Below are 16,107 nucleotides of genomic sequence, written 5' to 3' on the forward strand. Positions count from 1 at the left end.
GACTCCGGTTTTTCTCGGTCAGGCCACGGCGTCGAGCGCCAGTGCATCAGCCAGCCTTGCGATGGCAAAGGTATTGCGCCCCATCCCCTTTGCCTCGTACAGCGCGCCGTCGGCCAGCTCGCTGATCGCCTGCGCCGTGACGCCCGGCGCGTCGGCCAGGCCGACGCCGATGGTGGCGCCCACGGGAATCGCATGGCTGCCGACCACGAACGGCGCTTCCATCGCCTGCATGATCTTCTTGGCCACCAACTCGACGTCGCGCGGCGAACCGACTTCGTCGAGCAGCACGGTGAATTCGTCGCCGGCCAGGCGCGCCACCAGGTCGGAGCTGCGCACCACCTTGCGCACGCGGCGCGCGAACTCCACCAGCACCATATCGCCCACCGCGTGGCCGTGGCAGTCGTTGATCTGCTTGAAGTGGTCGATGTCCAGGTATAGCAGGGCGAAGGCGCGCTCGCGCTGCGGCGCGCGCTGCACCGCCGCCTGCAGCGCCAGCTCGAACTGGCGCCGGTTCGGGATGCCGGTCAGCGCGTCGGTGTGGGCCAGCGCGTGCAGGTTACGCTCGTGCATGCGGGCCGCAGTGGCGTCGGTGGTCAGGATGTAGACGCCGACCACCTGGCCGTCGCGTAGGTGCGGCAGGAAGGTCGAGTGCACGATGCGGATGTGCTTCTTGCGCACGATGTCGTGCTCGCACTGCGAGGCCTTGCCTTCCCAGGCATCCTTCAGGGCTTCCTGCTGCTGCGACCAGTAGTCCTCGCCGAAGGCCTCGACCATGGTCTGGCCCACCACCTGCTCGGGCGCCTTGCCCAGCCAGGACTGGTGCACCGCATTGGCGAACACGTAACGGTGGTCGTGGTCGAGATGCGCGATCAGCACCGGCAGGTTGTCGGTGATCGTGCGCAGGCGTTCTTCGCTCTCGACCAGCCGGTCCTTCGAAGCCTTCAGTTCGGTGATGTCCTTCATCGCCACCACCGCGCCGAGGGTCTTGCCCTGGGCATTGCGCAGCGGCCGGCCGCTGGCCATCAGCGTATAGGGAACGCGTTTGTTCGGCGCGATCACCATCGCGCCGTCGCGCACCACCTCGCCCTTGAGCGCGCGCACCAGCGGCACCTCGTCCATCGCCATCGGCGTGCGGCCGTCGGCGTGGTACAGCGAGTAGTACTGCGACCATTCGCTTGGCGCCACCGCCTTCAGGTCGAGGCCATGGAAATCGCGCGCGGTGCGGTTGAACAGCGTCAGGTTGCCGATGGCGTCGCAGGCGACCACGCCAACGTCGATCGATTCCAGCACCGCGTCCAGCAGCTCCTGCTTTTCTTCGAGCTGCTGGCGGATGCGCATGGACTCGGCCACGCGCTCTTCCAGCTCGGCGGTGCGAGCCGCGATGCGGGCTTCGAGTTCGGTGTTGAGCGACTTGAGCGCCTGCTCGGCGAGCATGCGCGCCATCACCGCCTTCATGTGATTCAATTCGGTTTCGACCAGCCCTGCCAGGTCCTTCAGCACCTGGCGCTCCTCGATGCTGAAGCTGCGCGGCGCGCTGTCGATGACGCACAACGTGCCCACCGCCTGGCCGTCGCTATAGACCGGCTGGCCGGCGTAGAAGCGGATATGCGGCTCGCCCGTCACCAGCGGATTGTCGGCGAAGCGCGGATCGCATGCCGCATCCTCCACCACCAGCATCTCGCTCGCCTGCACCGCGTGGCTGCAGAACGAGATCGAGCGCGGCGTCTCCTGCGCTTCGAGTCCGGCGCGCGACTTGAACCACTGGCGCTCGGCATCGACCAGCGACACCAGCGCGATCGGCACGCCGAAGGTCATCGCGGCGAGCCGGGTGTACCGGTCGAAGCGCGTTTCCGCAGGCGTGTCGAGGATTTGAAGCGCGGCCAGCGCGGCAAGGCGGGCCTGTTCGTTGTGTGCGTAGGTGATGATGATGGTGCTCTTCCAAATACCGGTTCTGGGGCGGCGGGTCGAGGCCGGGACAATGAGGGAACGCCGGGGATGAGGGCGTCCACGGCCGAATCTTACATGGGGTTCCTAGTGGAAACTACTGTTTCCGCCGACAGCGTTGCGTGGCGTAGACGCTTTTACGCGCAGGGCTAAGCGGTCGTCAATACGATGTGCCGTCCGGGGCCTGTGCAACACGAATCAATGTTTCCGTACGGCATCAACCGCAGTGCGTCCGGTCGCCGGATCGTCGGTGAATACCGCGTCCACGCCGGCTTCAAGGTAGGCGCGGATCTCGCCCGCCGCATCGCCGCGCTGGCTGGGCGAGTCCGCCGGGGCGGCGCGCAAGCCGGTCGGCAGGAACGGGTTCTCGGGCCGCATGGTCCATACATGGACAGCCAGTCCGGCGCCGCGCGCATCCTCGACGAAGCGCGTCGCCGCTCCCAGTTCTCCGGCGGCGTCACGCGGGATGACGATGGTCTTGTACGGTGCGACCACGTCGGCATAGCGCGCGATCGCGCGCAGTCCTTCCGGCGTGATCATGTCGGCATAGGTCAGGCCGTTGCCAGCTTCGATCGCATCGTGGGGCGCGCCACTCGGACTGACCAGCTGCACCAGGCGGTAGCCGGCCATCGCGCGCAACTCCTTCAGGTTGCCGGTTTCGAAAGACTGGATGAACACGGCCGCATCGCGGCCGCGGTAGCCGTTCGCCGCCAGCACATCCACCACGCGCCGTTCGAGCGGCAGGCCGATCGACTTGAAATAGCTCGGGTGCTTCAGCTCCGGGACCAGGCCGATGGTCTTGTTGCGCGCGCGGCTCTCGCTGTCGACCAGGTCAATGATTTCCTGCAGTGTCGGGATGGTGTACTGGCCGTCGTATTTCACATTGGCCGGCCGGTTGGCGGGGATGCGCTCGCGGGCGCGCAGCAGCTTGAGTTCGGCCAGGGTGAAGTCTTCGGTGAACCAGCCGCTGACCACGACGCCGTCGATGGTCTTGCTGGCCTTGCGCGCGGCGAACTGCGCCAGTTCGGCGACGTTGGTGGTGCCCGAGATCTCGTTCTCGTGGCGCGCCACCAGTACGCCGTCGCGGGTCGCGACCAGGTCGGGCTCGATGCTGTCGGCGCCGTCCTCGATCGCCTTGCGGTAGGCGGCCAGCGTGTGCTCGGGCCGCAGGGCCGAGGCGCCGCGATGGGCGATGACGCTGGGAGTAGTGGGCCAGGCCGGGCCCGGATTTTTCAGGTCATGACTGGCGCAACCAGCCGCCAGCAGCGCGACGAATGCCGCGCCGGTGAGGCGCAATGAAAGTGAACGGGCAAGATGCGACACAGGCCACCTCCGATGATCGGGCTTGGCGTTCATTGTCGGGGGTGACCGTGACACCGGTGTGACATCCGGCGTCAGGGCACCGGACCTTTGACCACCGCCTCGACGCGATAGCCGTCCGGATCGACCAGGAAGGCCGCGTAGTAATGCGGGCCGTAGTCGGGCCGCAGCCCCGGAGCGCCGTTATCCGCGCCGCCCGCGCGCATCCCGGCCGCGTGGAAGGCATCCACGGCCGCCCGCGTCGGCGCGGCGAACGCGAGGTGAAAACCGGGCCCAGGCGCCGCGGCGTCATCGCGCTGCTTCAGGCACAGGATGTCCTCGTCGTCCTCCAGGCCGTAGCCGATCGCCTCGTCGTCCTCGAACACGCGCCGGAAACCCAGCGCGCCAAGGATGCCGTCGTAGAAACGCATGCTGGCATGCAGATTCCGCACGCCGAGCGACAGGTGATGAATCATATGGGTCCTTCTAGATGTCCAGGTGCGAGATCAGCAGCCGGCGCTGCTCGATATCGTTCTGGCTACCCTGGCTGCCCTCCCCTTGCGCGCCAAGCGAGATCCCGACCGACATGATGTCGATCAGCAGCAGCTGCAGGATGCGCGAGATCATCGACAGGAAGGTGGTGCTGTCCTCGCTATGGTCGACCGCCAGGCACACGCTGGCTTTCTTCGCCAGTGGCGACTTGCTGCTGGTGATGGCGATGACGTCGGCGCCCTGCGCGCGCGCCGTGTCGACCGCCTCCAGCAGGTCGGGCAGCTGGCCGCCGGTGGAGATCGCGATCACCACGTCGCCCGGTCCCAGCAGGCCGGCGGCCAGGTTGAGCAGGTGCGAGTCGCCGTACAGCGCGGCCGGGATGCGGAAGCGGAAGAACTTGTGCTGGCCGTCCAGCGCTACCGCGCGCGAATTGCCCATCGCGTAGAACTCGACCCGGCGCGCGCGCCGCAGCAGCTCGATCGCGCGGTCGATCGCATGCACGTCGAGCGCATCGCGAAACTTCAGGATCGCCGACACCGTGTTGTCGATCACCTTGGCCGACAAATCATGGGTGCTGTCGGTGACCCGCACCTGGCTGTGCCGCACCGGGATGGTGCCGGTCAGGCTGCCGGCGAATTTGAGCTTGAAGTCGGCCAGGCCCTGGAAGCCCAGCGAACGGCAGAAGCGGATCACGGTCGGCTGGCTCACGTCCGCCAGGCGCGCGATCTCGGCGATCGGTTCGGACAGCACCTTGCGCGGATGGTCGACCACCAGGCTGGCCACGCGCTGCTCGGCCGGCGACAGTTCGTGGCGCAGCTGCTGCACGCGGTCCATCAGCGTATTGGCGCCGCTACGTCCGCGCAGGTGTTCGGACAGGATCGCCGACACGCCGTACAAGGCCGGGTTCGGGGTCATGATGACGAAGGTCGGGATCTGGGCGATGTAGTCGGTGAAACGGCCCTTGGCCTCGAAGCGGGCGCGGAACGGAGAACCGGCGAACCACTCGCCCATGCGCGGCACGATGCCGCCGCCGATGAAGATGCCGCCGAAGGCACCCAGCGTCACCGCCAGGTTGGCGGCGGCGCTGCCCAGCATGCCGGCAAAGGTTTCCAGCACCTCCAGGCACAGGGCGTCGCCGGCGTCGAGCGCACCGCTCATGATCTCGGCGGTGCTGCGCGCAGGCGCATCGGTGCCAAGCGCGACGCCGTTCCTGTGCGCCAGCGCGCGGTAGATCAGTTCGATGCCGGGGCCCGAGATCAGGCGCTCGTTCGAGACGTGCTTCCATTCGCGCCAGGCGTATTGCAGGATCGCGAATTCGCGCTCGTCGCTCGGCGCGAAGTTGACGTGGCCGCCCTCGCTGCCCAGGGTCACGAAACCGTCGATGGTCGGGATCACGCCCGATACGCCCAGGCCCGTGCCGGGACCGAGCACGCCCGACACCGCATGCGTCTGCGCTTGCCCGCCGCCGACCTGCAGCAGGTCCTTCGGCTGGAAGCCGGGCAGCGCCATCGCCAGCGCAGTGAAGTCGTTGACGATCAGGAGCGTCGACAGGCCCAGCGCGCGGCGCACCTCGTCGGTCGAGAACTGCCAGTCGCGATTGGTCATGCGGATCAAATCGCCGCTGATCGGATTGGCCAGCGCAAAGGCCGCGTGGCTGATGCGCTGGTTCGGATGATCGGCCAGGTAGGCATGCAGCAGCGGGACGATGCCGTCGTAGTCGTCGCAGCGCAGCACGCTGACCTGGGAGAGGACCCCGGGCGCGGTCTCGAGACCGAAGCGCGCATGGGTGGCGCCGATGTCGGCCAGCAGGCGCGGACCGTCGGCAAAGGCGGCGCGCGCGGGTTTCAGTTTGGTGTCTGGATCAACGGTCATCGTGTAAGGATACCATTGAACTAAATGCAAGAGAATGGGGGTTCGTGGGTGCTGCGAAGGGTGCGGGTGCGCTTGCAAACTTGGGTACCCGCCTGCGCGGGTACGACGTTCTGACGGTGTGGGCCACCGCAGTTACCGCAGTCCGCTACGCACGCACGTCGTGCCCGCGAAGGCGGGCACCCAAGTTAACGCAACGCAGCCGCAAGCGCGCAGTACACCACAATCAGCGCACCAATCCCTCCACCAGCGCCTTGTGAAACTTCACCGGTTCCTGCATCTGCGGCGCATGCCCCATGTCCGGGAAAGTGACCAGCTTCGAGCCCGGAATCGCCTCCTTCGTCTTCTGCGCCAGCAGCGTGTAGTTGCCGAGCTTCGGCCGGATCTCGGCCGGCGCCGCGTCCTTGCCGATCGCCGTCGTGTCCTTCAGGCCCATCAACAGGAAAGTCGGCACTTTGATGAGCGGGAACTCGTAGACCACCGGCTGCGTATAGATCATGTCGTAGATCAGCGCCGAATTCCAGGCCACGATTTCCTTGCCCTTGCCGCGGTACATACCGACCAGCATCTGCACCGGCACCTCGTACTCCGGCTTCCACTGGCCGTTGTAATAGGTGGTGCGCGAGTATTCGCGCAGGCGCTCGGCCGAGGTCTTCAGCTCGCGCTCATACCATTTGTCCACGCCCAGCGACGGCACGCCGAGGTTCTTCCAGTCTTCCAGGCCGATCGGGTTGATCATCACCAGCTGGTCGGTGGCTTCCGGATACATCAACGCATAGCGCGTGGCCAGCATGCCGCCGGTCGAGTGGCCGATGACGATCGCCTTCTTCACGCCGATCGATTCGAGCAGCTTGCGGGTGTTGTCGGCCAGTTGCTGGAAGCTGTACTGGTAGTGCTGCGGCTTGGTCGACTTACAGAAGCCGATCTGGTCGGGCACCACGACACGGTAGCCGGCCTGGGTCAGGGCCTTGGTGGTGCCGTCCCAGGTCGCGCCGCAGAAGTTCTTGCCGTGCATGAGCACCGCGGTGCGGCCGTTCGGCTTGGCCGGCTTGACGTCCATATAGGTCATCTGCAGGTCGACGCCCTGCGACTTGAAGCGGTATTGCTGCGTCGGTTCGGGATACTTGAACTCTTCGAGTTCGGGACCGTAGCTCGGCTCCGTGGTGGACTGCGCGAAGGCCTGGACCGGCAGCAGCGCGAAGGCGAGACCCATTCCCGCGACGGCACGGGCAATACGTGTAAAGACTGGCATGGCAATCTGTGCAAAGTTGACGGAACTTCCAGTCTATCCCAGTTTACGGGCGCTTCGATACCGTGATTTTCACGCCACCGTCAGGCCAATAATGCGCGCATCTCCGGCACCGACAAGGGCGCCGCCTGCGCCTCCTGGAAGCGCTGCAGCACCCGCTCGATCGCCGGCGCCGGCTGCGCGCGGCTGAAGTACCAGCCCTGCACGCAGTGCACGCCGCGCTCGGCCAGCCACGACAGGTCGGCCTCGTCCTCCAGTCCTTCGCACAGCAGCTCGGCGTCGAACACGGCGGCGATGCCCTGAATTAGCGCGAACACGCCGGCGGTGCGGGCGTCGCTCGCCACACCGTGCACGAAGCGGCGGTCGGCCTTGAGGCGATCGAAGGGGAAGCTGTTGAGCGCATCGAGGTTCGAGTAGCCGGTGCCGAAGTCGTCGACCGCCACCCGCACCCCGAGCGCGCGCAGCGCCGACACGCGCTGGTGCAGCAGTTGCGGCGAATCGAGCAGCAGGCTTTCGGTGACTTCGAATTCGAGCAGTTCTCCCGGCACGCCGGTGGCCTCGAGGATGTCGGCCAGGCGCGAAAAGATCTGGGTATGCATCAGCGAAGCGCGAGAAAAATTGAGCGCCACCGGCGGCACTTCGCGGCCACGCGCGCGCCATGCCATCAGGTCGTGGCAGACCAGGTTGAGCACGTGCATGTCGAGCTCGAAGATGCGGCCGGAGCTCTCGGCCTGCGGCACGAACATCGCCGGCCCTACCAGCCCATAGACCGGATGGCGCCAGCGCACCAGCGCCTCCAGTCCGATCAGGCGCCCCCGGGCGACGTCGACCTGCGGCTGGTAATGCACTTCCAGGTGGCCGAAGCGCAGCGCGCCGCGGATCGCCTCGCGCAGCTCGTAGCGCAGGCGCGCGCGCGCCATCAACGCCGCGTCGTACTCATGCACGGCGCTCACGTCCTGGTGCTGGCGGACCGAGGATGCCGCGATATCCGCGGTATCGAGCAGGCCGCCGGCGCTTTCCTCGCACGGCAATGCCTGGCGCCGCAAGCCGATGCGCGCGTGCAGCGTGTGCATATTGCCCGGCTCGACCTCGAACGGCTGGTCGATGGCGGCGCACAGCCGCTTGATCCAGGACGGCTCATCCTGCGGCGGCGACAGCAGCGCGAACACGAACTGGTCGGCGCCCAGGTGACCGAACAGCGCGCCGTCGACCCAGCCTTCGAGGCGCTTGCCCATCAGACGCAGGATGCGGTCGCCCGTCTCGCGCCGGAACAGGTCGTTCACCTGGCGGAATCCGATCAGGTCGACCAGGCCGACCGTGACCGTCTGCCCATCGTGGTCGGCCAGCATGCGCTGCAGGTGCTGCAGGAACACCGCACGGTTGAACATGCCGGTGACCGGATCGCAGTAGCGCAGCTCGAGCATGTCGACCACGATGCGGCCCATCAGCCGCAGTTGCGCGGCCTGGGCGACGTCGAGCTTGCGCGGCTCGGTGCCCATCACCCACAGATTGCCGAGCAGATGCTCGCTCTCGCCCCGCAGCGGCACCGCGGCATAATGGCGGTAATACGGCGCCTCGGTCACCAGTGGATTGCCGGCGAAACGCGGATCGAGGCTGGCGTCTTCCACCTCGAACCAGTCCTTGCCGTCCGCCACCGCGCTGTCGCAGAAGGAACCGGAACGCGGGAAGAAGCTGGAGTTGAGGCCGATGTGCGACGGCAGCCAGACCTGCGACTTGAACAACAGGCTGATGCCGCCGATGTCGGCGCCGGTGGCCTGCACCGCCAGCCGCGTGATGTAGTCGAGCTTGGGATCGGGCGAATCGGTCATGCCGACCTCGCCGACTTCCGGCAGGTGCAGGCCTCCATACGTATCGCCCCCGGGCGCCAGCCGGCGCGCCGTCCCCCGCACCAGGCGGTAGCTCATTCTCGCTCTTGCCATGCTGCCCATGCTCGCTCCCCTTCCGCGCCCGGTCACAGCGGCGCGCCACGGCCGCGCGCTCGGTCGGCGCGCGGTTCCGTAAAACCTGACTGTGTTGCCAGCTTAGCAGTCTTCGGACGAAGGCAGCGGACGCGCGGATGGGAATTCCGCGCGGCAGTTTTTATGCAACAAGCATGGTGAAGATCTTAATCCTGAGCAATCAACGCCACCGGAGCGGCGGTATCGAAACGCACCTTGCCGCCCTTGACCACGGCGGTCTTGCCGGTGTACCAGTCGCGCACGGTGGCGCCGTCATGGAACACACCGCCCACCTGGATCGTGGCCGGCTGGCCGCCCGGCAGGTCGAGCGCCACCACCACGCGGTCGCTTACCCCGTTCCGTTCCCAGGTGCGCTTGAAGGTGTAAGGACTATGGCTGATCATCTGGTGCACGCCGGCGCCGACCGCCGGGTGGGCGGCGCGGAAGCGTCCCAGGCGCGCCCAGTGCGCGCGGATGTCGGCCACGCGGTGCATGCCGCGTTCGGCGTTCGACTTCAACTCGTCCCAGTTCATGAAGGAGCGCAGGGTGGCGTCGCCCTCGGCGCCTTCGACGCGCAGGATGCGCGCGGTCTCGTCGCCGTAGTAGATCTGGGCGGCGCCCGGCGCCAGCAGCAGCTTGTTGGCCGATTCGAACGGGCGCTCGCGAAGCGGATCGAAGGGGCTGCTGTCGTCGTGCGAGCTGATGTAGTTCAGGACCGAATAGCCCTTCATCTCGCCTTGCAGGATCTTCGAGTAATCCGAGAAGATCTTTTCGTAAGGCTGCTTGGCGTCGCTGCGCAGGCTGAAGCTGATCATGCTGTCGAAGCCCTGGTCCAGGTAGTCGACATAATCGCCGCCGCCCAGGTCGAACTTACGCGCGTGCTTGATCTCGTAGTTGTAGACCTCGGACACCATCCAGAACTTGTCGTCGCCCAGGCGCTGCTTCGGATTGGCGCGCTTCCAGTCTTCGAAGGCGATGCTGGCTTCCTGCTTGAGTTCCTTCCACAGGCCAGGCTCGGTGTGCTTGACGGTGTCGGCGCGGAAGCCGTCGATGCCGTACTTGCGCACCCAGTCCGCATGCCATTTCATCAGGTAGTAACGTGGCGCGCGCGGATAGCCGGTACGCTTGAAGAAGTCGTCCAGTTCCTTGACTTCGCGCTCGTAGCGCCCTTCCTTCTTCCATTTCGCCACCAGGTGCGGCGGCAGCTCGACGTTGGCATTGCTGCCGGTGAGGAAGTCGGGCAGGTTCGCCACCAGCGTGCAATCCATCGTGGTGCGCGCGTCCTTGTAGGTGCACTGCGGGCCGGTGCGCACCCACGATGCCGGCCACACCGGATCCTGCTTCGTCACCGGGCCGGTGTGGTTCATCACCACGTCGAACACGATGCGGATGCCGTTCGCATGCGCCGTGTCGACCAGTTCCTTGAGTTCGGCCTCGGTGCCGAAGGCCGCATCCAGCGCGGTGAAGTCCTTCGCCCAGTAGCCGTGGAAACCATAGCTCTTGCCGGTGCCCTCGTCGGTCGAGCCGTGAATCTGCTCGACGACCGGCGTGAACCAGATCGCGTTCACGCCCAGGTCCTTGAAATACCCTTCCTTGATCTTCGCCGTGATGCCGGCGATGTCGCCGCCCATGAAACCGCGCATCGTCGCGGCATCGTCCTTGCGGCCATATGCCTTGTCGTTGGCCGGATTGCCGTTGTTGAAGCGGTCCGTCAGCAGGAAGTAGACGGTCGCGTTCTCCCAGACGAAGGGTTTTCCGGCAGGCGCCTTGATCTGTGCGGAGGCAGATGACATGGCGCCAAAGGCGAGCAACATGGAGGCGGCAAGGACGGGTAATTTCATGCGGTTTCCTGTAGGTGGGTGGGTGTCAGGTGATGACGGTGGGTTCGTTGCGGCCGGTGCGCCGGCGCAGGCCGGACACGCTCTCGGCCACGCCGATCAGGCCTTGCAAGGCTTGCTGGGTGTCGAGGTCGTGGCGCGCCGGATCGGCCTCGAAGCGTTCGAGATAAAGACGGACGGTGGCGCCTTCGGTGCCGGTGCCGGACAGGCGGAACACGATGCGCGAGCCGTCGCTCATGATGATGCGGATGCCCTGCTGGCTTGCGACCGAGCCGTCGACCGGGTCGGCGTATTCGAAGTCGTCGGCCTGCGCCACGTGATGGCCATCGAGCGTCTGGCCTGCCAGCTCGGGCAGGCGCGCGCGCAGCGCGTCCATCATGGCGGCTGCCGCCGAGGCGTCGACCGCCTCGTAGTCGTGGCGCGAATAATAGTTGCGGCCGAAGCGGGCCCAGTGCGCGCGCAGGATCTCCCCGACCGGCTGCTTGCGAACGGCCAGCAGGTTGAGCCAGAACAGCACGGCCCACAGGCCATCCTTCTCGCGGATGTGGAGGGAGCCGGTGCCATAGCTCTCCTCGCCACACAGGGTGGCGAGGTTGGCGTCCATCAGGTTGCCGAAGTATTTCCAGCCGGTGGGCGTCTCGAAGCAGGAGATGCCGAGCGCCTCGGCCACGCGGTCGGCCGCTTGCGAGGTGGGCATCGAGCGCGCGATGCCGGTGATGCCATCCGCGTAGCCCGGCGCCACGGTGGCGTTGGCGGCGATGATGGCCAGACTGTCCGACGGCGTCACGGCGATGCCGCGGCCCACGATCATATTGCGGTCGCCGTCGCCGTCCGAGGCGGCGCCGAAATCGGGCGCATCCGGCGCCGCCATCGCCGCGATCAGCTCGGCCGCATTGACCGGGTTCGGATCGGGATGGCCGCCACCGAAGTCTTCCAGCGGCTGGCCGTTGACCACGGTGCCGGCGGGCGCGCCGAGGATGTCTTCCAGCACCGCCGTGGCGTAGGGCCCCGAGACCGCGTGCATGGCGTCGAAGCGCATCCGGAAGCCGTTCGCGAACAGCGCGCGGATCGCGTCGAAGTCGAACAGGCGCGCCATCAGCTCGGCGTAGTCGGCCACCGGGTCGATCACCTCGATCGTCGTGTTCTCGATACGGGTGCTGCCCAGCCGGTCGAGGTCCACGGCCGGCGCATCGCTGATGCGGTATTCGGTCAGCGAGGTTGTGTGCTCGTAGATCGCGTCGGTGATTTTTTCCGGCGCCGGGCCGCCGTTCTCGATGTTGTACTTGATGCCGAAGTCGCCCTCGGGACCGCCCGGATTATGGCTGGCCGACAGCACGATGCCGCCGTAACAGGCATGCTTGCGGATCACGCAACTGACGGCCGGCGTCGACAGGATGCCGCCGCGGCCCACCAGCACCTTCTCGACGCCATGCGCGGCGGCCATGCGCAGGATGGTCTGGATCGCCTCGCGATTGAAATAGCGGCCGTCGCCGCCCACCACCAGGTGCCGGCACTTGCCCTCGCCCAGGGTCAGGAAGATGGATTCGACAAAGTTCTCGAGGTAGCCGGGCTGCTGGAACTCGGACACCTTCTTGCGCAGGCCCGAGGTGCCGGGACGCTGCCCGGCGAACGGGGTGGTCGCGACGGTCTGGATGGTCATGCTGTGCTCCTGTCTGGGTAAGTTTGCGCTCACATAGTCACCCCAGGCCGGGTCTGGCCGGGGCAAATATGTTAGTAAAACGTTACGATACGACAGCCGCAAAAATGACGGCGCGCGTGGACGGGAAACCCGCCTGGATCAGGCCTTCGAGACTGGGGCCGCCTTGTCGGTGACGAACAGGGTCAGCACCGCCGCGATCAGCATGCAGCCGCCGCCCAGCACCAGGGTCAGCACCGCGTGGCCGCCGAACAGGTACTTGGTGGCGCTGCCCAGCAGCAGGCCGCTGACGATCTGCGGGATCACGACGAAGAAGTTGAACAGGCCCATGAAGTAACCCATGCGCTTGGCCGGCAAGGAACCCGCCAGGATCGCGTACGGCATGGTCAGGATCGAGGCCCAGGCGATGCCGATGCCGATCATCGGCAGCATGAGCATCTGCTTGTCGGTGATCAGGAACACGCTGGCCAGCGACAGGCCGCCGATGACCAGGCAGGTCGCGTGCACGATCTTGCGCGAGGTCATGCGGGCGAACACCGGCAGGATGAAGGCCGACAGCGCCGACACGCCGCTGTACACCGCGAACATGATGCCGACCCAGTTGCCGGCGTCCTGGTAGGCGCTCGATTGGGGGTCGACCGTGCCGTAGACGTTATCGGCGATCGCGGTGCCGGTATAGATCCACATCGCGAACAGCGCGATCCAGGTGAAGAACTGCACGAATGCCAACTGCACCATGGTGCGCGGCATCTTGCCGAAGCCGCCCAGGATCTCGACGAACATCGTGCCCACGCCGCGCGAGGCCTTGCGCTCCTTGTGGAAGGCTTCCAGGTCGGGCGGCGGCAGTTCGTCGGCGAACAGCACGGTCCAGCTCACGGCCAGGAAGAACACCAGGCCGCCGGCGTAGAACGAGTAGCGCACGGTGTCCGGGATCGTGCCGCCGACGGCGGCGTTGGACACGCCCATGCTTTCGAAGAAGGTCGGCAGGAGCGAGGCGATGACAGCGCCGCAGCCGATGAAGAAGGTCTGCATCGCATAGCCGGCGGTCTGCTGGGCCGGGTCGAGCTTGTCGCCCACGAAGGCGCGGAACGGTTCCATCGACACGTTGATGGCCGCGTCCAGCATCCACAGCACGGCCACCGCCATCCACAGCGCGGTGGAGTTAGGCATCAGGAACAGCGCGATCGCGGCCAGCACGGCGCCGATGAAGAAGAAGGGACGGCGGCGGCCCCATTTCGGGTGCCAGGTATTGTCGCTCAGGTAGCCGATGATGGGCTGGACCAGGAGGCCCGTGACCGGCGCGGCCAGCCAGTACAGGGACAGGTTGTCAGGATCGGCGCCGAGGGTGGCGAAGATGCGGCTGGTATTGGCGTTCTGCAGCGCGAAGCCGAACTGGATGCCGAAGAAACCGAAGCTCATATGCCACAGCTGCCAGAACGACAGGCGTGGCTTCCCCACGGTCGATTGCATATCCATTGTGTGTCCCCAATCTGGCCCGGCGAAGCGGGCTTCTCTCGTGTGTGATTGCACGGCCGCTCGCGTGTGAGCGTGCCGTCAGTGCCTTGTACAGGATGCGGTGCGAGGCCGGAAGGGACGAAAACAGACGACTACAGTCCGGCTAGCGTATCTGTAGCAAAATAACATGGTGATTTCTGGGTGTCAATCGTGGTGTTCTCTAGTGAGAACGTCGTGCTGGGGAGTGTAAAGACTTTGTTTTGTAGTCAAACAACAGCGCTGACGAGCCATGATTTCATCCACCACCCCACAAACCGTCGTTCCCGCGAAGGCGGGAACCCAAGCTTGCATGCGTTGACGCCTTGTTTGAAGGTATCGGCCACATCAATGACTTAGGTTCCCGCCTGCGCGGGAACGACGGGTTGAAGCAGGTGGCTGGACAATCAGCCTTGGCTCGGTCCCTTGCGGTGCGGCTTCTTGGCGGCTGGCTTTTCGCCCATGCGACGCTCAACGCCCTTGGCCGCGTACGGCTTCTTGGCCGCCGGCGTCGCCGGCGTTTCGCCGTCGCGCGTGATGGCCAGCTGGCGGCCCGCGACCCAGATCGTCTTCAGGTGCTCGACCAGGTCCTTCGGCATATCGTCCGGCAGGTCGAGGGTCGAATAATCGTCATAGATCTCAATACGGCCGATATGCTTGGACGGGATATTGGCTTCGTTGGCGATCGCACCGACGATATTGCCTGGCTTGGCGCCATGGGCGAAGCCGACTTCGATGCGGAAGGTGGCCATGCCCGGCTCGGGATCGCGCATGACGCGCTCTTTCTTGAAGCCTGGCTCGCGTGCCGGACGCGCCGGACGCTCTTCCCAGTCGCCGCGCGGTGCGCGCGGTGCGCGCTCCTGCACGCCGCCGCCGCGCTCTTGACCAAATTCGCGCTGCGACGGCACGAACTCGGGACGCGCCTCACGGTCAGGCTTGGTCAGCAGCAGCGGCTCGTCGCCGCGCGCCAGCTTGGCCAGCGCGGCCGCGATATCGATCGCCGGCACATTGTCGTCGCGCTCGATGTCTTCGATCAGCGAACGGAACACGTCCAGGCCGCCTTCGGCCAGGGCCGCGCGGATCTGGTCCTTGAAGCGGGTAACGCGCACTTCATTGACCGCCTTGATGGTTGGCAGTTCGAGCGGCGCGACCGGCTGGCGCGTGGCGCGCTCGATGGCTTTCAGCAGGCTGCGCTCGCGCGGGGTGATGAACAGGATCGCGTCGCCGCTGCGCCCTGCCCGGCCGGTGCGGCCGATGCGGTGGGTGTAGCTCTCGGGATCGGACGGCACGTCGTAGTTGATCACGTGGCTGATGCGCTCGACGTCGAGGCCGCGCGCGGCGACGTCGGTCGCCACCAGGATGTCGATCTTGCCGTTCTTGAGCTGCTCGATGGTGCGCTCGCGCTGTTGCTGGGCCATGTCGCCATTGATGGCGGTGGCGGCGAAGCCGCGTGCCTGCAATTTGGTCGCCAGTTCCTCGGTGCCCAGCTTGGTGCGCGCAAAGATGATCATGCCGTCGAACGGCTCGGCTTCGAGGATGCGGGTTAGCGCGTCGAGCTTGTGCATGCCGGCCACCAGCCAGTAGCGCTGCTTGATATTGTCGGCGGTGCCGGTCTTGGCGGCCACGGTGACTTCTTGCGGATCGCGCAGGTAGGTCTTGGCGATGCGCTTGATCGCCGGCGGCATGGTCGCCGAGAACAGCGTGGTCTGGCGGCCTTCCGGCGTTTGCTGCAGGATCTGCTCGACATCGTCGATGAAGCCCATGCGCAGCATTTCATCGGCCTCATCGAGCACCAGGGTGGTCAGCTGCGACAGGTCGAGCGAGCCCTTCTGGATGTGATCGATGACGCGGCCCGGGGTGCCGACCACCACGTGCACGCCGCGGCGCAGGCTCGACAGCTGCGGGCCATAGCTCTGGCCACCGTAGATCGGCAGCACGTGGAAGCCCTTGATGTGGGCAGCATAGCTCTGGAAGGCTTCGGCGACCTGGATCGCCAGTTCACGCGTCGGCGCCAGCACCAGCGCTTGCGGCGCGGTCTTCTTGACGTCGATATTCGACAGGATCGGCAGCGCGAAGGCCGCGGTCTTGCCGGTTCCGGTCTGGGCCTGCCCCAACACGTCGCGCCCTTCCAGCAGCAAAGGAATGGTGGCGGCCTGGATCGGCGACGGCGTTTCGTAGCCGACGTCTTTCAATGCTTTCAGGACAGGCGCCGAAAGATTGAGGTCGGAAAACGATGGAATTGGGGTGTCAGACATAAAGGAGTTGCTCTTAAATAAGTAGAAACGAAAGCGGTAGTTTACACCGTCGCCC

At 66.0% G+C, this 16,107-nt stretch carries 10 protein-coding genes; all 10 read right to left on the bottom strand.

Going from position 1 to position 16,107, the window contains the following annotated elements; genetic code table 11:
* Positions 1-18 precede the first annotated feature (18 nt).
* Complete coding sequence (locus tag FVD38_RS17485) at positions 19-1,980, bottom strand: sensor domain-containing diguanylate cyclase (RefSeq protein WP_308617008.1); 1,962 nt, start codon at positions 1,978-1,980, stop codon at positions 19-21.
* A 162-nt stretch (positions 1,981-2,142) separates the two neighbouring features.
* Positions 2,143-3,267 (bottom strand): glycerophosphodiester phosphodiesterase, encoded by a 1,125-nt coding sequence (locus FVD38_RS17490; protein WP_229493762.1) that lies wholly within the window; start codon positions 3,265-3,267, stop codon positions 2,143-2,145.
* A 71-nt stretch (positions 3,268-3,338) separates the two neighbouring features.
* Positions 3,339-3,719 (bottom strand): VOC family protein, encoded by a 381-nt coding sequence (locus FVD38_RS17495; protein ID WP_147936000.1) that lies wholly within the window; start codon positions 3,717-3,719, stop codon positions 3,339-3,341.
* A gap of 10 nt (positions 3,720-3,729) precedes the next feature.
* Positions 3,730-5,607, bottom strand: coding sequence for a glucokinase (locus FVD38_RS17500; protein ID WP_147936001.1), 1,878 nt, complete (start codon positions 5,605-5,607; stop codon positions 3,730-3,732).
* A 223-nt stretch (positions 5,608-5,830) separates the two neighbouring features.
* Positions 5,831-6,856: an alpha/beta fold hydrolase gene (locus FVD38_RS17505; protein WP_147936002.1), complete on the bottom strand. Its 1,026-nt coding sequence runs from the start codon at positions 6,854-6,856 to the stop codon at positions 5,831-5,833.
* An 80-nt stretch (positions 6,857-6,936) separates the two neighbouring features.
* Positions 6,937-8,793, bottom strand: coding sequence for a sensor domain-containing phosphodiesterase (locus FVD38_RS17510; RefSeq protein ID WP_229493764.1), 1,857 nt, complete (start codon positions 8,791-8,793; stop codon positions 6,937-6,939).
* A gap of 185 nt (positions 8,794-8,978) precedes the next feature.
* Positions 8,979-10,652 carry an alpha-amylase family glycosyl hydrolase gene (locus tag FVD38_RS17515; RefSeq protein WP_147936004.1) on the bottom strand — a complete coding sequence of 558 codons (1,674 nt, stop codon included), beginning with the start codon at positions 10,650-10,652 and terminating at the stop codon, positions 8,979-8,981.
* Positions 10,653-10,677: 25 nt separating this feature from the next.
* Entirely contained in the window at positions 10,678-12,309 is a 1,632-nt protein-coding gene (locus FVD38_RS17520) for an alpha-D-glucose phosphate-specific phosphoglucomutase (RefSeq protein ID WP_147936005.1), read from the bottom strand.
* Positions 12,310-12,447: 138 nt separating this feature from the next.
* Entirely contained in the window at positions 12,448-13,782 is a 1,335-nt protein-coding gene (locus FVD38_RS17525; protein WP_147936006.1) for an MFS transporter, read from the bottom strand.
* A 422-nt stretch (positions 13,783-14,204) separates the two neighbouring features.
* The gene (locus tag FVD38_RS17530) at positions 14,205-16,052 is read right to left on the bottom strand and encodes a DEAD/DEAH box helicase (protein ID WP_147936007.1); all 1,848 of its coding nucleotides are present in this window, start codon (positions 16,050-16,052) and stop codon (positions 14,205-14,207) included.
* Positions 16,053-16,107 lie beyond the last annotated feature (55 nt).

The sequence above is a fragment of the Massilia arenae genome, from assembly GCF_008014745.1.
Classification (GTDB): Bacteria; Pseudomonadota; Gammaproteobacteria; order Burkholderiales; family Burkholderiaceae_D; genus Telluria; species Telluria arenae.